This is a genomic window from Arcticibacter svalbardensis MN12-7, from assembly GCF_000403135.1.
Lineage (GTDB): Bacteria > Bacteroidota > Bacteroidia > Sphingobacteriales > Sphingobacteriaceae > Arcticibacter > Arcticibacter svalbardensis.
The window spans coordinates 125,145-144,064 of record NZ_AQPN01000079.1 but is presented as its reverse complement, the minus strand read 5'-3'; the positions used below and the strand labels follow the sequence as shown (position 1 = coordinate 144,064).

The following is an 18,920-nucleotide window of genomic DNA, read 5'->3' as shown; positions in this document are numbered from 1 at the left end:
AACATGAACAACACATTCGATATCAAGCGCTTTGAACTTCTGATGAAGAGGCAATGGCTTGAATTTGGAAAGATCTACGTAATTTCATTAGGCATAGTAGCGGGTATAATCATAGGATTCTATGGATTATTCTTCTTCAATTTAATTAAAGATCGGTCTGCAGGAGAATTTATATCCCTGCTATATTTAAGAGGACCACTATTTTGCATTTTAGGAGTTTTATTTTTAACGATAGCAGCAAACACACATTTCTCCCAATTAGGTCAGAAGCCTAAATTGATTGTAGAATTAATGATTCCGGCATCCACTTTGGAGAAGTTTTTAATTGGACTATTCATTTCAATCTTCCTGCCATTGCTGAGCTACCTCTTGGTGTTTTTTTTAATTGATTTTACCTTTGTATTTGTCTATGTCTCAGACCTAAAAAACACGTATTATGCTCAATCAATTGAAAATATTCATATTGAAAGTGTAAAAGAGGCGGTTATGAATACGTATTACCCTGATTATTTCTTTGAGAAGAATTTACCTACTTTATTTAAGCCGCTGTATGTTATCCCAATTTTTATCAGTAGCCTGTTTTTCCTGGGATCAGTATATTTTACTAAATCACAATATGTGAAAACAATGATCTCTTTAATGGTATTCTGCGGAATATGGATTACGTTCATCGTCTACACCACTAAATATCTATTCGAAGATAAAGTAAAAATTGGGAGTTATAACTTGATTGAAAGTAACCAAAGTGCAGAGTGGTTGACGGTCGTATTTATTGCATTATTAAGTATAGTTTTTTGGGCTATTACTTACGTAAGGCTTAGAGAAAAGGAGGTTTAAATGGAATTTAGTGACCACAAGGCTATTTATTTACAAATAGCAGAATATGTTTGCGAACATATTCTATTGAAAGAATGGAAAGATGAAGATAGGATTCCATCTGTTAGGGAACTGGCAGTTACTTTGGAAGTGAATCCAAATACAGTAATGCGAACTTATGAGTTGCTGCAATCAAAAAACATTATTAATAATAAAAGGGGAATTGGTTTCTTTGTGGCTGAAGATTCTATATCTAAAGTGAAAGAGTATAGAAAAACCACTTTTATTGAAGACGAGTTACCTAATGTATTCAGAAATCTCTATTTACTGAACATCGATTTTAAGGAGTTACAATCCAGCTACCAAGTATTTATTGAACAAAACTTTAGATCTTAAAAAATGAAGACAAGTAATAAGTTATTAATTTCATTAGGCATTTTATTCTTCGTCCTCCCTTTAATTGGAATGATCATCTTCTCTAGCATATACTATAAAACCCGTGACACATCGAGTAATTATGAAAGGGAGTTAATGGATGTGACTAATCAATCATTTGGAACACCTTCCCCAGATAGAACGACCATTGTAATAAATACGCCTTACCATGCTGTTAACATTGTTAATGGTAATGGATCCAGTATTGAGTTACGACTCATACGGGATGAGAGTTCTGGAATTAAAATAGCGAATGACGTAGTGGAGCACCTAGACTTTAAAGTTGAGAATGGTATTTTAAACATTAGTTTCAAAAAAGGATTTTCCATAGAAGATTTCAGAGATCGGATTGTAATTTTCGCTTATTCCCCTGGATTTGATGATCTAAGCGTTAAAAATGCTTCCAATTTTAATTTAATTGCAGTTGCTGACAGCTTAAACATTAATCTTAAGAGTTGTAAATCTTTCTCTGTCAGTAATTCAGCTATGGAGACGCACATTCAAACGTATAATGGAGACACAACAAACCATATGAAATTTAATGAAACGATAATTAAAATGTTAAATGTTGATCTGGATGATTCAAAATTCCTTTTAAGTGATATGAACATGGAAACATTAAATATTAAGGCTGAAAATCATTCCTTCTTAGAACTTGATTGTATCTCACAAAATAAAGAAAAGCCAATTGTTAAAAATTTACGAATCAAAACATTAGGAGTGAATAATGTTAAAATAAACAACTTTAATACCGAAAAAATAACAGCTGATTTTTCTGATGAAACAACACTAGATATCCCAGGTTCTATACTGAAAGGAATAGTTAATAATAATTGAGAGGAAGGGTATTTTAATACGTTTGTAAGTCTGATCAAAATGCCCTATTGCTTTTTGAAATGAAGGTAATATAGTTTGGAATACTAATTTTGGCGTGATATAGATTCTTATATCGCGCCAAAACTATAGTAAAAAAGGTAGTTTTGGCGTGATATAGAATTGTCTACGCACTGCGTAGACAATTGAGTTGTTTGCATTGGGGGTGCTGAATAGTAGAAGATTCTCGTGTGTAAAGATTAGTAATCAGGTTGAATTAGTCTCTTACCATGATTACTGCTTTAATATATGTTTAAAACTCAACGCATCAGCAACTAGTACATCTGCATTATTTCCATTTTCTGTAAATTTTATATTGATTAAGCCCGTCGATCGGGGAGAGACTTTCGTTAAAGAATTATGTGTATGCATCACATACCGGTAATCTCCAGATTGGTCTTTAAATAGATCGCCGTGTCCGGTGCCGTTATAATGAATAGTTGACTTGCTGATGATTGGGTTGCCGCTGTATTTATTCCAGGGACCCAAGGGAGATTTGGCTGTGGCATATCCTATTGCGTAATCTTTATTTCTGTAGCTGTTGGCAGAGTAGATTAGGTAATAAAGGTCTTTATGTTTGACCACTGATGGTCCTTCGGTTACTGCCCATTTTGTTTTTTCTATATTTTCCCAGGGCTTTGAGCCGCTAATGCACTCGCTTGTATTATCCAATATTACATCCGAAAGGTCAGCATTCATTTCTGAAACATAGATACGGTATCCTTTATTGATTTTTACATGGTATAGATAGCATTTACCATCATCATCAAGGAAAATAAACGGGTCTATTTGTTTCCCTATACGGAAGAGTGGCTTTAAAACTTTTTGTTTGAATGGTCCTAGTGGACTGTCGCTTTTAGCGATAGCTATTTGCTCATTGGCAGTATAAACCATGTAATACCTGTTATTGCGTTTGAAAACTTGTGGTGCCCAAAAACATTTGTCGCCAAATGATTCACCTTTACTTAGTGCAAATCCATTATTATGGCCCACCGGTCCTTTCCAGTGATCAAGATCGGTTGATTCGTAAACCTTAAATCCCTGATGGCTGCTAGTTCCATACAAATAGTATTTTCCTTGATCGGAAAGAATAGTAGGATCTGCCAGGTATATGATGCCACTGGAGGCGGGTCTTTTGTCAAGCATTATCGTTTCAGCTCTTACTGTTTTTAAAGATACGAATAGAAGCAGAAATAATGAATGTGCTGCTGGGTATTTTGTCTAGTGAGCACTTTAAGTAGGCTACTTAAATATTGAGGAGAAATATTCAATGACTGTGCCAGATACCCAACGGTAGGCAGCCCTTTAAGACCTCATACTTATCCCTTTTAACTAAATTATGTGATGATTAATACAATAATAAATATATATCAGCGTTAAGATAAATTAGCAAAAGCAAATCCCTTTCTATTTGTTAAGCCAACATAAATCATGTTAATGAAAAACACGTCATATCGCAAACAGGTGACCGGACTTGCAAAAAGCAATCCATGTAGCACTGAAGTGTGCCTTATTGTACGTTGTTTTCAAAATAGTTTATCATACGCTTTTCTTCAAAGTAGCAAGGACTTTATCAATTAAGCCCTGACCATACATGGTTTGGGGCAAGTTTTAAAACACATGTTTTTTCACTGTCTGATAAAGTTAAAAAATGATTCATTTTCCATTCAAGTTTTTTAATATGCGGCACAACAAGTGCAGCAAATCAAAGGCGTCCTTCGTCTTGGAGGGCTTGTCTGTGCAGTTTCATTTTGGCTTTTACGCTCAAACAACCAGCAAAGACTTTCTAAAGTAAGCCCCGGAGCAAATCCAGGTTTGGGGCCAGCCATCAATTATTTATTTTTCCAATTTTAATTGTTGCTTTATGAAAAGAATTCAGTTCAGATCTGTAATTGGTCTTGTTTTTATCTTGCTATTTATTTTTAATATCGGTTTGGTCGTTGTCTCCCTTATCACCAGTAATTACATGCTGATTGGATTGGGGATCGTGCTTTCTTGTTTTCAATACTATTTGCACGACTTGTTCAGGCGCAGGAGCAGCACCTTAAAGAATTATCCATTTGGCCATTGCTTGAAAGATTTTTTTTCCTTCGTTCCCGGAAGGATCACACGAATGTTCTTAACATCTCGTGGGACGAGTAACGAACTGACAAAAAAGGAGCAGCAGCTCCTTATCCGTCGCTCAAAAAGTGTGGACACAATGGTAGTGGAGGATAACTTGTTAAATGAGCATGATCCAGGGTTTGAATATTTGCAAACTTGCCCGACCTTCATGTCGCTTAGTCCGCTTAATTTACGAGTTGAGGTAGGCACCGCGCATTGCCTGCGCCCTTATAGCTTAAGCGTATTCAATTTTGGCGCGCTCGACCAAGGTGCGATGAATAAAACAAGCGTTCATGCCGTCTCACAGGCAGCTAACATTTGCAACTGTGCTGTAAATTCAGGCAAAAAGGGTCTTACGCCCGAAATAGTTCGGGGAGGCGGTGATATCATCTGGCAGATCAGTTACAGTGACATTGCTTTAAGAAGTCCTGATCGTTCCTTTAATGAAGACCTACTGAAAACGATTGCCTGCAAGCCGTACGTCAAAATGATTGAATTACGGCTCCATTCAGCACAACATACCGACTGTCAAAGCGTGCTAAATGAACGGGCGATCTTTGCTCTCATAAGCAAACTTCAGGTTTGGTCTGGCGGTAAGCCAATAGGGATTCACCTGTTGAACCCTTCAAAGGAGATGATCGTCCGATTGGTAAAATCAATGCTTTCCGTTGGTATTTGCCTCGACTTTATCAATATTGAGGAGTCGGGAGTGCTTAATCGTGCATTGTACAAAGCCGGTGAGCAGCGTTTCTTTGTACCCATAGTAACAGCCAAAAATCTAATTCTTAGTTATGGATTACAAACTAAAGTAATTGCTACCGGGGTGATCCTGACGGAATATGACATTCTACGACTCTGCGCTTTGGGTGCCGATGCCTGTTTCAGTGCGGCTGGCCCTTTATTGGGAAATGGGTTGCTTCAACAAAAGTTGACGTTTCGTTCCATGTCTCCAAGCGTTCGATTGGCCAATTTTCAACGTAATACAGTCGAGGCTAATAAGGCACTTATGCAGCGCTGTGGCTATGAGCACTTGTCAGATGCGGATCCTGCTGATTTTTTAAGAAGGATCAATGAAATCGAAATCGTGTCATTGAGCGAGATTTTCTGCCAAACTGGACAGGATAGATCAATGCCTTTGGACGTACATCTTAATTGATTTTTCAATCCATTTGACCGTATTTCAACTTAACTATAAAATATGAACACACAACCATTAATCGTGATCCAGCGAGAACTGGATATCTTAAAAAGATATCTGCAGGAATCCATTTTGACGGATCTTAATAAGAAGAACCTTTCGTCACAGTTAGCGTCCGCTAAAGTGGTAAATGAAGATGAACTTCCCGCTGATGCTATAGGTCTGAACTCTCTAGTACATGTTCAGGAATGCCAAAGCGGGCAGAATTTTATCTTTCAAATCGTATTGCCTGCTATGGCTGACGTAAGAAAGAAAAGGGTGTCTGTTTTTGCGCCTATTGCCATAGCTTTATTGGGCTACAGGAAAGGGTCATCTGCAAGTTGGGAAATGCCTGGAGGCGTACAGGAGTTTGAAATCTTGAAGGTCAGTAAGATTGCCCTGGAGCAGGAAGTTTGATCGTAGAAGGGCAGAATAGACCAGCTCAATTAATTAATAGTATCCACAATCGGGCAATAGAAATAGATTTTTTTTTGACTAAAAGTTTAAAACTCAACTCATCGGCAACCAGTATATCTGCATCATTCCCATTTCCTACAAACTTCATATTGATTAAACCTGTAGCTCTGGGAGATACGTTCGCCTGAGAGTTATGGGTATGCATAATATAACGGTAATTTCCTGATTAATCTTGGAATAAATAGCCGTGTCCTGTGCCGTTATAATGAAGAGTTGACCGGCTGATAATTGGGTTGCCACTGTGTTTTTTCCATGTGCTTAATGGCGTCGGGACAGCTCAAATATGCCAAAAGCAGTTCCTCGTTTGTCGCTGCCATAAATGACTAAGTCTTGTTTTACATTTTTAAAAGGTATGGTTTACTACAGCTATGGAGAAGGGTTCCCATTTTCCTTTTACTTTGGAAGCTTGTATTATATTGTCTTTGATTAACTGGTTGATGGCAGCGGATTGCCCTATTGTGCCTATTACAACAGCATATTGACTATTGATTTGTTTGTTTATTGCCAAGGCAGGCTTTATTCCTGTCATTAGCTTTATGTTATTTTGGAGGGCTGTAGAGGCAATATTTACAACATCTTCATCGGAAGAATCGATAAATAGGGCTGTTGCCTGGCGTTTGTGATCTAAAGGAAACGATGTAGATTTAAATTGATAAGATACTTTAACCGGGTTGTTTTTTGTTTGTGCTTGTAATGAATATCCGGCCTAAGTAAGGAAAAAGTAGACAGCAAGGAACTGTGAATTTGAATGTATTTATAAAGTGTTTATAATTAATCATGGTCTGATTTAACTAGCAAGGATGTTAATTTAACTTTATTCGTGTACATTGGCAGATTACAATGAGACATTATTCTTGTTTATCAGTAATATTACGTTCGATTACTGTATTATATGTAACATAAAATTTGTTATATCGTATAATCAAAATGTGTTTTTACATTTCATTTTAAACTTAAAAATCTCAGCCCTGGTGTTTTTTACAGCAGTTAAATCAAATAAAATGTATGCATTTTAGAGCTTTCTCGATTCCTTTGTTTTTCTTGTTATTCGGAACAATCTGGGCTTTAGTAAGCGATCCTATTATTCATTATTTTGATAATAAGGATGTAACAGATTTTTATTTTACATCGGAAATTGGGAATGATCTGACCTTTGTATTTGGCGCCGCCTTTTTGCTTTTTCTGCAGATAAGAAAGAAAAGGAAAACGTTCTTGCTTTCGGAAGCGCAGTACCGGTCTCTTTTTATGGTTAATCCTAATTCAATGGTTATTTACTCGGTTGATAATTTTCAATTTATAGAGGTAAATAATGCGGCGATTTTGAAATACGGTTATTCGCGTAAAGAATTTTTAGGAATGACGATTAAAGATATTCGTTCTGCTGTTGATTATGAAAAACTTGATGATGACATAAAAAAAGGTACGGCTGATTTGCCTGAATGTGGACTACGTGAACATGTATTGAAATCAGGGGAGCGAATAATTGTATCTTTACAATTCAATCGTCTTGATTTTAATAACCAGTTGTGTATTATGGCAATGGTAACAGACGTAACAGCCGTAGTAAACAGTAAGGAAAAACTTAAGGAAGCGCTACTGAATGAGCAGCAATTGAATTATGCGCTTGAGGAAAATATACATCTTGTAAACAAAGCGCATGTTGAAAGCCGCCGGATGGGTGAAGTGATTGATAAGCTTAGCAATTTGGTCGTTCTATTCGATGAAAATAGTTATATCACATGGGTAAATATGGCCTTTTTAGAATTTACAGAGTATTCTATGGAAGAAATTGTGGGGGAAAAAACTGTTGAAAGTTTAATTGGCCCTAATACAGACCAGAAAATTTTTAATGCAATGCGGTCTGCAATAGCTCAGAGAATACCTTTTTCTTGCGAATTAATTAATTATAAGAAAAATGGGGAGGAGTATTGGACGCAAATTAGCATTTCTCCCATTTTTGATGATGCAGGAAAATTTGAATTTTATATTTCTGTAGAAAGTGTCATTACTCAGCAAAAGGAGAATGAGAAAAAACTTAATCTGCAGAATAGAGCTTTTCGGGAAATTGCCTGGGCCAATTCTCATGAAGCAAGGAGACCTTTGTGTTCTATATTGAGCCTCATTGAGTTGTTGAAAGAATCTAAAAATGAAGACGAGCGCAATGAGGTTTTAGTGCTCCTTGAAAAAAGTTCGCTTGATCTTGACATTACAATCAAAAAGAATGTTAGGAAAATTAACGAGCTGGAATGTTCGGTGGGCACTTTTAGCGCACCAATCAATAATCATCCTTAAATTTTATAGACCTGATGTTTATTGTTTTTTGGGCATAAGTTTGTTGCATCAATATCGACTTCTGGGAAAAGTAAGACGATGAAAGAATGCTTTAATGATTCCAGTTGAGCAGTATCGACATCGGAAGGTGATCTCCATACCATCTCAGGAGCTTGTACTCTAAGTTGCTCAATTTCTTTGATGTCCAGATCTTCCTGATTTAATTCCGGAATACTAGGTAAAAGGAAGTTAACATTGCTTTTTAATTCTTCAAGTTCTTTTGCATCTACATCTTCTGGTGTTAGTTCCGGAATACTAGGTAAAAGGAAGTTAACATTGCTTTTTAATTCTTCAAGTTCTTTTGCATTTACATCTTCAGCGGTTGCTACGATTGGAGATGGTAAGTTAATACTGGACTTCCCTATGTTTTCATTGGCTGATGCGTGGAAAGATGCGATGATTAATAATGCTGCTGTTAGGGTTGAAATAGTTTTCATAATCTTGATATTTTTGTTTGTCTTATTTGTTGAATCAAAGATATATGCGTTTTTACTGCTCTGAAATGACAATTAGGCGGGTTAAAGGAACTTCTCGGTTAATACTGTTTTTTTGTCGGTGAATTTTTTTACTCTTTAAGAATTGTTTGAAAAGAGCAGGGGTTTCATTAGCTTTAATGCGAAATATGGCTCATTCTCAAATTCTTATCATTGGTGCAGGAGCAGCGGGGCTGTTAGCGGCACGTTTATTATCATCAGCAGGGAAAAAGGTTGTTGTTCTGGAGGCAGGTGCTCGTGTTGGGGGCCGTGTCCTTGATATTAATGATCCGGAATGGCCTGTTCCAATATCTTTGGGCGCCGAATTTATTCACGGGGACTTACCTGTTACCATTGATCTTTTAAAGGAGGCTGGTCTGACATATACGCAAATGGACCAGAAAGGCGTAAAATTGATTGGCGGTGTTGAGGTAAATGATCTGGATAGAAAAAATTATTGGGACGAGTTTATGAAAGAGCTTAACTTGTTGAAAAGTGACCAGACCTTGATTGATTTTCTTGAAAATTATTTTGATGATGATAAATATATCGGGTTAAGAGGCGAAGTCTTACGCTTTGCACAAGGCTATGATGCTGCTGATCCATACACTGTTAGTATGTTTTCTTTGCGTGATGAATGGTCAAAAGAAGGGCCGCAATATCGTGTGGATGCCGGTTATGGCAAATTGATTGATTTCTTAGCGGCCCAATGTGAAGAGGCTGGTTGTTCTGTTTTGCTGCACAAAGTGGTTACTCATATCAGGTGGAATAAGGGTTTTGTGGAAGTGCTTACTTCAAATAGAGAGTGTTATACGGCTAATAAACTGATTATAACGATCCCTCCAGGTGTGCTGCGTATAAAAGATGGTCGTGCAGGCTCTGTGTTGTTTAATCCACCTCTTCCTTTGCGCTCGAATGCTGTTAAACTGATGGGTTTTGGTGAAGTAATTAAGATTGTGATCCGTTTTAAGTCTGCTTTTTGGACTAGTATGGTAAGTCCTGATACGTGTTTTCTGTTTTCAGATAAAACAATTCCAACCTGGTGGCTTCATGAACCTTATACTGTGCCTGTATTAAATGGATGGATTGCTGGCCCGAAAGCGGAAGCCTTAAATGACTATACAGATAAGCAGTTGATGGATGAAGCTTTAAATTCTCTTTCTTCGGTTTTTGGAATGAGTAATGAATCTCTCCTTGAACAGGTTGAAGGGTATTATATTTTCAATTGGAATACGAATCCCTTTTCAAGAGGTGGGTATGGTTTTACTACTTTACTTGGAGCGGAATCTAAAGCAATTTTAAAGGAGCCGGTTGAAGAAACGCTTTATTTTGCGGGTGAATCTATGTATGAGGGGCCACATGGAGGTACAGTGGAGGCTGCTTTAGTAAGCGGTAAGCAAGTTGCTGAAGCAATCTTAAAAAATTAACTGGCTATTTTTTACTTTTGCACATGCAATACCTGCGACTGCTTTTGCTTCCCTTTTCTTGTCTGTACGGATTAATAGGTATAATTAGGAACTTTGCTTACCAAAACGGGGTATTTGCCTCGAGACGATTTGATGTCCCAGTTATCAGTATAGGCAACCTGGCGATTGGAGGAGCTGGAAAAAGTCCAATGGCCGAATATATCATTCGCTTGCTCAGTAAAGAATATCGTGTTGCTGTATTGAGCCGTGGTTATGGAAGAACGACAAAAGGATATAGACTGGTATCTACTGATGATTCTACTTTACAAGCGGGGGATGAGCCTTTGCAGTTTAAAAAGAAATTTCCTGAAATTACAGTAGCTGTTTGTGAGAAAAGGGTGTATGGGATCGAACAACTTCAGGATAATCATGATGTAATTATTCTCGATGATGCCTTTCAACATAGAGCAGTTGTTCCTGGTCTGAGTTTGCTGCTTTTTGACTATACCAGTTTAGATAATCCATTTATTGTTTTACCTGCGGGTGATTTGAGAGAGCCTTTTATGGGAAGAGAAAGGGCTGATATTCTAGTTATTACAAAAAGTCCTTTGACTATTTCTGATGAAGATCGGAAGCGTGCAATAAAGAGGGTAAAACCTTTTTCGCATCAACAGGTTTTCTTTTCTTATTTGAAGTATGGAGATTGTTTGCCCCTATATCAGGGAAACAAGATGGCTTTAGCGTCCCTTGATCATTCGTATACTGTATATTTACTAACCGGAATTGCTAATCCGAAGCCATTGTTGGATAAACTGGCGATTGCGGGATGTGAGATCAGGCATTATGATTACCCTGATCATCACCCTTTCTGCCGGAAAAATATTAGTAAACTTGCAGTGGATTTTAGTATGGATGCTGGACTGAGAAAAATTATAATTACGACTGAAAAAGATGTTCAGCGTTTAAGGTCTGTAAGCCTTCATGGAATTTTAGAAGAACTACCTGTTTTTTATATTCCTATACAGGCTGAGATTCATCCTTTTGATAATGAGTGTTTTAATTCTATAATAAGTAAATATGTTAAACAGCATTTATAGTACAACTGAATATATAAAAAAGAGAATCGGTGATTTTCAACCTGAAATAGGAATTATTCTTGGAACGGGATTAGGCGGATTGGCGAATGAAATTGAGGTGCATCAGAAATTAATGTACTCGAATATTCCTGACTTCCCGATTTCTACAGTGGAGTTTCATTCTGGCCGGTTAATTTTTGGTTTATTGAATGGAAAAAGGGTGGTTGCCATGCAAGGCCGTTTGCATTATTATGAAGGATATTCTATGCAGCAGATTACGTTTCCAGTAAGGGTGATGAAAATGCTGGGAATTGCTCACCTTTTTGTTTCAAATGCGAGTGGATCCTTAAATGAAGATATCAAAAAGGGTGACCTTATGATTATTGAAGATCATATAAATCTTCTAGGTGACAATCCATTGAGAGGAAGGAACTGGGATAATTTTGGTCCCCGTTTTCCAGATATGAATGAGCCTTATGATCGTAATCTAATTACTAAAGGATTAGAAATTGCTTTGGCTAATAACATAAGATGCCATAAGGGCGTTTACGTATCTGTCCTAGGTCCAAATTTAGAAACTAAAGCAGAATACAAGTATCTAAGGATGATCGGTGGAGATGCAGTTGGAATGAGTACAGTTCCTGAAGTGATTGTAGCTAAGCATATGGGACTACCGGTTTTTGCTGTCTCAGTAATTACTGATGAAGGTTTTTTGCATGCACTAGAACCTGTATCTCTGGAAGAAATAGTGCGGGTTGCACAAGAGGCTGAGCCTAAAATGACTTTAATATTAAAAGAATTGCTTAGTTTTTTATAACGATGAAATCTTAATGAAATATATTTTAATTGTTCTGTTAGGCCTCTTCTTATTTGGTAACAATGTGGCACTGGCACAAGTAAGACAACCTGCTACTCCAAAAACGGCAGATGCTGAACTTGATTCACTTCGTAAGATTGAAGAAGGGGGAAGAGATACGGTGATTTTTAATGCTACTTATATTCGTTATACGAATCTTGATTTGCTAAAAGATAGTACGCAAACTGAACCTATCGATACTACTTTGCGTCATTTTCAGAACTATAATATAATGAATCAGCCGGAGACTCCTACGGCTAATTTAGGAAATTTAGGATTGCCCTATAATGATCTGTTGTTTGATCCTTCTAAATCTATTGGTTTTGATGCTGGATTTCATTCTATGGATAGGTATAAGCTGACTCAGGATTCGATTAAGTATTACCGGGCCAGAACTCCCTTTACTTCCTTGTATTATGTAAATGGAAGTACTACAGAACAAGTTTTTAAGATTATCCATACGCAGAATATTAAACCGAATTGGAATATAGGCGGAAATTATTTTAGAATTGGTGCAAGAGGAATTTATCGAAATCAGAATTCGGATCACTTAAATGCTGCAGTTTTCAGCTGGTATGAATCACCAACTAAGCGGTATAATATTTTAGTCAATGGCCTGTTTAATACCTTGAAAACAGAAGAAAATGGGTCAATGGTGAGTAACGATATATTTAATTCTACCAATACCCTTGGAGCTCAGGAGGAATCAGTAAAGCTGAATAATACCAGTGACCCCACCAGACAGACATATAATCAAAAATCTTTCTTTCTAAAGCAGTTCTATTATCTCGGTCGTATTGATACCACTGGGAAAAATGCTGATTCCAAAATTTTGCCTACACAAAGGATGTCTCATTCATTGCTTTACTCCGCTGAGCAATACAAGTTTTATAAATATGAAACTGATACCTATAATGTTTTTCCTGATTTAAATACGGAGATCGATTTTGTGCAGGATTCTACGCATATAAGGAACTTGCGAAATGAGTTTATGTACAGCTTTTACTTAAGGGGACGATCAGTAAGCTTTCTTAAAAATGAAGTGAAGCTTGATCTTGGAATTCAGCATGATTTATATTGGTATGATCAGATGAGTTTTTCAACGTCTTTTCAAAATATTATGTTAAAGGCAAATGCAGGGTACCGGTTTAGTGACCGGATCTCTCTAAATGCCAATATACAGCAGATTGCCCAAGGTCGTAATGCCGGTGACTATTTATATGATGCGAAAGCACAAATTATGTTAAGCCGTTCAGTTGGTAAGATCATTTTAGGTGCTTATTCGCAGAATAAATCGCCTGAGCAATTTTTTAATAAACTGGAGTATACTTACCATAATTGGGAGCATAACTTTGATAAAACTAAAATTAATAATCTTTCTTTTGCTTACCTCAATTCGAAGTTTAAACTGCAGGCAAAGGCAGAGTATTTCTTAATGACTGATTATTTATATCTTGCTGAGACGCCTTTTGTTAATGAAATTGAGCCCCTCCAAATGAATAGTGATATCAATTTGTTGAAGCTTACGCTGAGTAAGAGTTTCAAGGTTGGGAAATTTAATATGGAAAACTTTGTAGTGTATCAAAAAACAGACTATCAGGATCTTTTAAGTACCCCCGAATTTTATACATACAACAGCGTTTATTTTTCAAATACTTATTTCAAGAAGGCATTATCTGGTGATATAGGTTTTGATGTGCGGATGAATACACCTTATTCCGCAAATTCTTATGCCATTAACGTAAGCCAATTTTACAATGGATATAATGTAAAGTATGCATCATACCCAATAGTGGATGTATGGGCACGTTTTGCATTACGAAGAGCCAACATATTTGTGCGCTATGATTATGCAAATCAAGGCCTTTTATCTAAGGGATATTATACTGTTAATCGTTATCCAATGCCTAATTCTTTATTTAAATTAGGTGTAAGCTGGAGCTTTTATGACTAAATCAGGTCTTTTGTTTTTTCTTTTTCGCAGCTGGGAATAATACGTTATTTAGTATAAGGCGGTACCCTGGTGAATTGGGATAAAGGCTCAAGTCGGTTGGTGGATCTCCTACTGCATGTTGGTAATCTTCTGGATCATGCCCACCATAGAATGTCCATTGCCCTTTACCATATTCTCCATGGATATAGCGGGCTTCATTTGCGGATTTAGTTTCGCCAAGCACCAGGACATCTGGTTTTAGCAGCGACTTCCGGAATGCAGTAGTTTGCCCCATGAATCCTTTAATTACTTTGTCATGGTTTTGCGTCAGCATTGTAGGAACAATATCCCACTTAGCTGAAAAGTCAAACAGGGTAAAAAAATCGTCGGTGCGGTCGAGGTTTCTCGTGCTAGTGGCATCAATATCTGAGAACTCATAATTATAGGGATTTAAGTCCAGCTTGAAATTTTGAAAAGCAAAGGTCTTGCTGAAGTCTAGTTTCTCTTGTGCATGCTGATCCGCAGGGTCCCCATCAAACATCGTTTCGCAAATATCTATTCCATCGGCGGCTAGTGCTACGTCAAAACTTTCTGTTCCGGAACACATCGCAAAGAGGAAACCTCCTCCCGCACAAAAGTTGCGGATGGTTTTAGCTACATCCAATTTCATTTGAGACACTTTTTTATAACCAAGTTTCTTTGCCGTGGACTCTTGAAATTTTACATCGTCTGTATACCATTGAGCCATGCGGAAGGTTGACCAAAATCGACCATACTGTCCAGTGAAATCTTCATGATGCAGGTGCAGCCAATCGTATTTAGACAAGTCGCCTTTCAGTACTTCCTCATCATAAACAACATCATAGGGTATTTCTGCATACTTTAGAACTAACGTTACCGCATCATCCCAGGGAAGCTTATTTTTAGGAGAATATACGGCCATCTTTGGAGCCTTCTCCAGTTTAACTATTTCGGTATTGGACTGGTTATCTGTAATTTGATTTAAAATTGCATTTACTGCTGCATCTGTAATAAGCTGATAAGTAACTCCCCTAACTTTGCATTCTTTTTCTGCTGGAGCCGAATAGGGTATCAGAAAACTTCCGCCTCTGTAATTAAGCAGCCAACTTGCTTCAAGTCCATTCTTAATCGTCCAATACGTTAATCCATAAGCTTTAAGGTGGTCCTTTTGATCCTCATCCATTGGGATAAGTAAAGACGCTGCATGTGACCTTACTGACAATATAAAAAGAGTACTGATGAGAAATAACCTGAGCATAGCGTAATAAGATTGTAGTAAAAAGCTTTAATCTATTAAATCTAAATGAAATAATTAACTTTGGCGTTTAAATTTGAAATCATGAGTAAAGCAATTATAAAAACCGAAAAAGGCGATATGACCGTAGAATTCTACGACAAGGATGCTCCTAACACTGTAGCTAACTTCTTGAAACTTTCTAAAGAAGGATTCTACAATGGAGTAACTTTTCATCGTGTTATACCTGATTTTGTCATACAGGGAGGCGATCCAACAGGAACAGGTGCAGGTGGATCAGGTATTCAGATCAAATGTGAGTTAACCGGCGAAAATCAATACCATGACCGTGGTGTCCTTTCTATGGCTCATGCAGGTCGAGATACAGGTAGTTCTCAGTTTTTTATCTGTCATAGCCGTAATAATACTGCTCATTTGGATAGAAATCATACTTGCTTTGGCAAAGTAGTTGAAAATGTAGATGTTGTTGATGCAATTCGTGCAGGTGACAAGATTTTGAGCGTTGAAGTATTAGAAGAAAATTAGTTAAGGATGAATTTAAGAGGTCTGGTATCTGTTTCGGGCAAACCGGGATTATACAAAGTTATTGGTAAGAATAAAAACGGGTTTATTCTGGAGAGTCTGGATGGACTGAAAACTAAACTTGTTGTCAGTATATCTGCATCAAAGTTGGCAACATTAGAGGATATCACAATTTTCGGTGAGAATACTGACTTAAAATTAATTGATATTCTGGAACGAATCAAAACAAGTGATTCTACACCTCCGGATTCTAAATCTGATGGTAAGATTTTACGGGCTTATTTCAGAGAAGTAGCACCTGATCATGATGAGGAAAAGGTATATGCTTCTGATATGAAGAAAATCCTTACCTGGTATTCACTTATTAAGGAAATGCCTTTGTTTGATGAAGAGCCAGCTGCAGCTCCTGCTGCTGCGGTAGCAGAAACAGAAAAGCCTGCAGAGTAAATATAATATAAGGGTCAAATGGGGTTATTATAGTTCGATTTGAGCTCTATGTTGCCTTAAATTTCGTTTAAGGTAGTCTTTTAGTTAATAAAAACCCGGCAATTTTCTATATGAGGATTGCCGGGTTTTTTTTAAACTATTTATTACTATTAGAAGTTACTCAAAAATATATGCTGCTTATGGAAGGTGATCCTGATTAGTGATATAAGTTTGTCTATTTATTATTATTACATGGTGCTAAAATTGCATTCTGCTCATGGATAGTAATTTGGTGAATGATGCATCCTTGCTTTTTATTACTATTGGAGGTCGGTCAAAAGTATATTCTGTTTACAAATAACTGTTTTGATAAATCAAATAACCTTCATATTAACTAGAAAAAATAGATAATTGCGGCACCTATAAGAAGACCTATTACAATGAAAATCCAAAAATTCTTTCGTTCAGACTCTGAATTTCCTCCTTTATATCGATAATTGCGTGTTTTAAATGGCATAGAGGTAGTGTTTATTCATGATGATATGGTTCTCCCTTTAAAATCGTAAACGTCCTGTATAGTTGTTCTACAAAAAATAAACGAACCATTTGATGAGAAAACGTCATTCTGGACAAAGATGTTTTCCCTTGAGCTAATTTATAAATACTTTCATCGAAACCATAAGGTCCTCCAACAATAAAGACCAGGTTCTGAATTCCCCCAATCATTTTTTTGTTGACAAATTGTGCGAATTGAGAAGATGTGAGTTCATCGCCTTTTTCATCCAGTAGAATTACGTGATCAGACTGACTAAGTGCTTTCAAAATTAGTTCTGCTTCTTTTGCTTTCTGCTGATCTTCTCTAAGGTTCTTCGTATTCTTTAATTCTGGTATCTCAACAAGCTCAAATTTAACGTAGTGTTTAAGTCTTTTTAAATATTTGTTAATTCCTTCATTTATGTAGCTATCTTCAGTTTTGCCTACAACAAGAAAAGTTATTTTCATTAAAGATTGTTTTAGCAGAGGATCCTTTCAAAAAGGAAGTATATTAATTGAAGTGTAAAATTAAATAAATAATTCATCTATTAGGCTAATAAAACCGTTAGCTGTTGTAACCCGTATATTAATAAGGAAAGTAACTTCGTTATATGTACACTATGAAAGTAATTCTTGTTGTCAGCAGTCTTTTGTTTGTTGCGCTTAGTTCTTGTGGACAGGATAAAAAGCCTGTTCAGCAAGAAAATATTAAAACATCTAATGAAACTAAAAATATGAATTATAACAAGTTAACGGCCGAAGAAGAGCGCGTTATTGTAGGTAAAGGAACTGAATATCCGGGTACAGGTAAACTTTTAAATAATACGGCCAAAGGGACTTATATCTGTAGAAGGTGTAATGCCCCGCTATATCGTTCAGAAACTAAGTTTGATTCCCATTGCGGATGGCCTAGTTTTGACGATGAAATCAAAGGTGCCGTTAAAAGGATCCCTGATATTGATGGACAACGTACAGAAATTGAATGTGCAAAATGTGGTGCTCACTTGGGACATGTGTTTTTAAATGAAGGGTTTACAGACAAAAATACACGTCATTGTGTAAATTCTGTGTCTATGGCTTTTGTGCCCGATTCAAAGTAATTAAAAAAAACTCTACCTTCACACCCGTTAATCTTAGTTTTTATGAAGTTACTTGAAGGAAAAACTGCGCTCATAACGGGTGCTTCAAAAGGTATTGGCCGTAAAATAGCAGAAAAATTTGCTGAACATGGTGCAAATGTTGCTTTTACATATTTGTCATCAGTAGAAAAAGGACTTGCTCTTGAGCAGGAGCTACTACTTGGTGGCACTAAAATTAAGGGGTATCGTTCCGATGCTTCAAAATTTGATCAGGCTGAACAGCTTATAAATGATGTAGTTGCCGATTTTGGCACTATCGATATAGTGGTGAATAATGCAGGAATCACTAAAGATGGTTTATTGATGCGCATGACTGAACAGCAATGGGATGATGTGCTTGAAGTGAACTTGAAATCTGTGTTCAACATTACCAAAGCCGCTTCGAAGATCATGATGAAGAATCGCAAAGGTGTATTCATCAATATGAGTTCAGTTGTCGGGATTCAGGGTAATGCCGGGCAAGGGAATTATTCCGCATCTAAAGCTGGCATTATTGGATTTTCTAAATCTATGGCTAAAGAGCTTGGTTCGAGAAATATTCGGACAAATGTGGTTGCTCCGGGTTTCATCAAAACAGAGATGACTGAGGTTCTTGATCCCAAGGTTGTTGCAGCCTGGGAGCAGAATATTCCATTAAAACGTGCTGGTGATACCGAAGATGTGGCTAATGCCTGCCTATTTCTGGCATCTGATTTAAGTGCTTACCTTACCGGTCAGGTTCTTTCAGTTGACGGAGGTATGTCTTAATAATAAGTAAAAACAATAAATTAATATTAAGACCAGGTTCTTTCAGTTGACTGAGGCATGTCTTAGTAATAATTGAAAATAATATTTTAAAATTAATGTCAAGTCATTTGAATTGACCGAGGCATGTCTTAATAATAAATAAAAACAATAAATTAATATTAAGACCAGGTTCTTTCAGTTGACTGAGGCATGTCTTAGTAATAATTGAAAATAATATTTTAAAATTAATGTCAAGTCATTTGAATTGACTGAGGCAAGTCTTAATAAGAAATTAAAACAATTAATTCTTATAAAGACCAGCCCCTTTCAGTTAACGAAGG

Annotated in this window: 20 protein-coding genes; 14 read left to right on the top strand and 6 right to left on the bottom strand. The window is 36.8% G+C overall.

Annotated elements, in window-relative coordinates:
- Positions 1-3: 3 nt before the first annotated feature.
- Genes ADIARSV_RS10615 through ADIARSV_RS10605 form a run of 3 tightly spaced genes read left to right on the top strand, consistent with a single transcriptional unit; the run spans position 4 to position 2,088 of the window.
- Positions 4-837: a hypothetical protein gene (locus tag ADIARSV_RS10615; RefSeq protein WP_040299740.1), complete on the top strand. Its 834-nt coding sequence runs from the start codon at positions 4-6 to the stop codon at positions 835-837.
- Complete coding sequence (locus ADIARSV_RS10610) at positions 838-1,212, top strand: GntR family transcriptional regulator (protein WP_016195510.1); 375 nt, start codon at positions 838-840, stop codon at positions 1,210-1,212. It begins immediately after the preceding gene.
- Positions 1,213-1,215: 3 nt separating this feature from the next.
- Positions 1,216-2,088 carry a GIN domain-containing protein gene (locus ADIARSV_RS10605; protein WP_040299739.1) on the top strand — a complete coding sequence of 291 codons (873 nt, stop codon included), beginning with the start codon at positions 1,216-1,218 and terminating at the stop codon, positions 2,086-2,088.
- 270 nt (positions 2,089-2,358) lie between these two features.
- Here ADIARSV_RS10605 and ADIARSV_RS10600 read toward each other — a convergent pair whose 3' ends face one another.
- Positions 2,359-3,270 carry a glycoside hydrolase family 43 protein gene (locus ADIARSV_RS10600; RefSeq protein WP_016195508.1) on the bottom strand — a complete coding sequence of 304 codons (912 nt, stop codon included), beginning with the start codon at positions 3,268-3,270 and terminating at the stop codon, positions 2,359-2,361.
- Between the two features lie 1,231 nt (positions 3,271-4,501).
- Between ADIARSV_RS10600 and ADIARSV_RS21515 the strand changes: the two genes are divergently transcribed.
- Together ADIARSV_RS21515 and ADIARSV_RS10590 are read left to right on the top strand one after the other, a co-directional pair.
- A complete protein-coding gene (locus tag ADIARSV_RS21515; protein ID WP_152439839.1) occupies positions 4,502-5,383 on the top strand; it encodes a beta/alpha barrel domain-containing protein in 882 nt (293 codons plus the stop codon).
- Between the two features lie 42 nt (positions 5,384-5,425).
- Positions 5,426-5,821: a GreA/GreB family elongation factor gene (locus ADIARSV_RS10590; protein WP_016195505.1), complete on the top strand. Its 396-nt coding sequence runs from the start codon at positions 5,426-5,428 to the stop codon at positions 5,819-5,821.
- Positions 5,822-5,846: 25 nt separating this feature from the next.
- Here the strand turns inward: ADIARSV_RS10590 and ADIARSV_RS10585 are convergent, their stop codons facing one another.
- Together ADIARSV_RS10585 and ADIARSV_RS10580 are read right to left on the bottom strand one after the other, a co-directional pair.
- A complete protein-coding gene (locus tag ADIARSV_RS10585) occupies positions 5,847-6,026 on the bottom strand; it encodes a hypothetical protein (protein WP_040299737.1) in 180 nt (59 codons plus the stop codon).
- Positions 6,027-6,224: 198 nt separating this feature from the next.
- The gene (locus ADIARSV_RS10580; RefSeq protein ID WP_016195502.1) at positions 6,225-6,410 is read right to left on the bottom strand and encodes a hypothetical protein; all 186 of its coding nucleotides are present in this window, start codon (positions 6,408-6,410) and stop codon (positions 6,225-6,227) included.
- Between the two features lie 476 nt (positions 6,411-6,886).
- Here ADIARSV_RS10580 and ADIARSV_RS10575 point away from each other — a divergent pair, with 476 nt between their 5' ends.
- Positions 6,887-8,173: a PAS domain S-box protein gene (locus tag ADIARSV_RS10575; protein ID WP_016195501.1), complete on the top strand. Its 1,287-nt coding sequence runs from the start codon at positions 6,887-6,889 to the stop codon at positions 8,171-8,173.
- Here the strand turns inward: ADIARSV_RS10575 and ADIARSV_RS10570 are convergent.
- On the bottom strand, positions 8,170-8,649 hold the full coding sequence (locus ADIARSV_RS10570) for a hypothetical protein (RefSeq protein ID WP_016195500.1): 480 nt from the start codon (positions 8,647-8,649) through the stop codon (positions 8,170-8,172). The genes ADIARSV_RS10575 and ADIARSV_RS10570 overlap by 4 nt on opposite strands.
- 185 nt (positions 8,650-8,834) lie before the next feature.
- On the opposite strand from ADIARSV_RS10570, the gene ADIARSV_RS10565 reads away from it, so the two are divergent.
- From ADIARSV_RS10565 to ADIARSV_RS10550, 4 genes are read left to right on the top strand one after another with little or no spacing between them, the layout of a single operon-like run.
- Positions 8,835-10,112, top strand: a complete 1,278-nt coding sequence (locus ADIARSV_RS10565; protein WP_016195499.1) for a flavin monoamine oxidase family protein — start codon at positions 8,835-8,837, stop codon at positions 10,110-10,112.
- A 23-nt stretch (positions 10,113-10,135) separates the two neighbouring features.
- Positions 10,136-11,188, top strand: a complete 1,053-nt coding sequence (gene lpxK / locus ADIARSV_RS10560) for a tetraacyldisaccharide 4'-kinase (RefSeq protein ID WP_016195498.1) — start codon at positions 10,136-10,138, stop codon at positions 11,186-11,188.
- Positions 11,169-11,984 (top strand): purine-nucleoside phosphorylase, encoded by an 816-nt coding sequence (locus ADIARSV_RS10555; RefSeq protein WP_016195497.1) that lies wholly within the window; start codon positions 11,169-11,171, stop codon positions 11,982-11,984. Before lpxK ends, ADIARSV_RS10555 begins: the two co-directional genes overlap by 20 nt.
- A gap of 13 nt (positions 11,985-11,997) precedes the next feature.
- Positions 11,998-13,977 carry a putative porin gene (locus ADIARSV_RS10550; protein ID WP_016195496.1) on the top strand — a complete coding sequence of 660 codons (1,980 nt, stop codon included), beginning with the start codon at positions 11,998-12,000 and terminating at the stop codon, positions 13,975-13,977.
- 1 nt (position 13,978) lies between these two features.
- On the opposite strand, the gene ADIARSV_RS10545 is transcribed toward ADIARSV_RS10550, so the two are convergent.
- Positions 13,979-15,235 carry an asparagine synthetase B gene (locus ADIARSV_RS10545; protein ID WP_152439837.1) on the bottom strand — a complete coding sequence of 419 codons (1,257 nt, stop codon included), beginning with the start codon at positions 15,233-15,235 and terminating at the stop codon, positions 13,979-13,981.
- Positions 15,236-15,316: 81 nt separating this feature from the next.
- Between ADIARSV_RS10545 and ADIARSV_RS10540 the strand changes: the two genes are divergently transcribed.
- Together ADIARSV_RS10540 and ADIARSV_RS10535 are read left to right on the top strand one after the other, a co-directional pair.
- The gene (locus tag ADIARSV_RS10540) at positions 15,317-15,757 is read left to right on the top strand and encodes a peptidylprolyl isomerase (protein WP_016195494.1); all 441 of its coding nucleotides are present in this window, start codon (positions 15,317-15,319) and stop codon (positions 15,755-15,757) included.
- Positions 15,758-15,763: 6 nt separating this feature from the next.
- Positions 15,764-16,201: a DUF5606 family protein gene (locus tag ADIARSV_RS10535; RefSeq protein ID WP_016195493.1), complete on the top strand. Its 438-nt coding sequence runs from the start codon at positions 15,764-15,766 to the stop codon at positions 16,199-16,201.
- A 507-nt stretch (positions 16,202-16,708) separates the two neighbouring features.
- Here ADIARSV_RS10535 and rlmH read toward each other — a convergent pair.
- On the bottom strand, positions 16,709-17,182 hold the full coding sequence (gene rlmH, locus ADIARSV_RS10530) for a 23S rRNA (pseudouridine(1915)-N(3))-methyltransferase RlmH (protein WP_016195492.1): 474 nt from the start codon (positions 17,180-17,182) through the stop codon (positions 16,709-16,711).
- A gap of 152 nt (positions 17,183-17,334) precedes the next feature.
- Here rlmH and ADIARSV_RS10525 point away from each other — a divergent pair, with 152 nt between their 5' ends.
- Entirely contained in the window at positions 17,335-17,814 is a 480-nt protein-coding gene (locus ADIARSV_RS10525) for a methionine-R-sulfoxide reductase (RefSeq protein ID WP_016195491.1), read from the top strand.
- Between the two features lie 42 nt (positions 17,815-17,856).
- A complete protein-coding gene (fabG, locus tag ADIARSV_RS10520; protein WP_016195490.1) occupies positions 17,857-18,600 on the top strand; it encodes a 3-oxoacyl-[acyl-carrier-protein] reductase in 744 nt (247 codons plus the stop codon).
- Positions 18,601-18,920 lie beyond the last annotated feature (320 nt).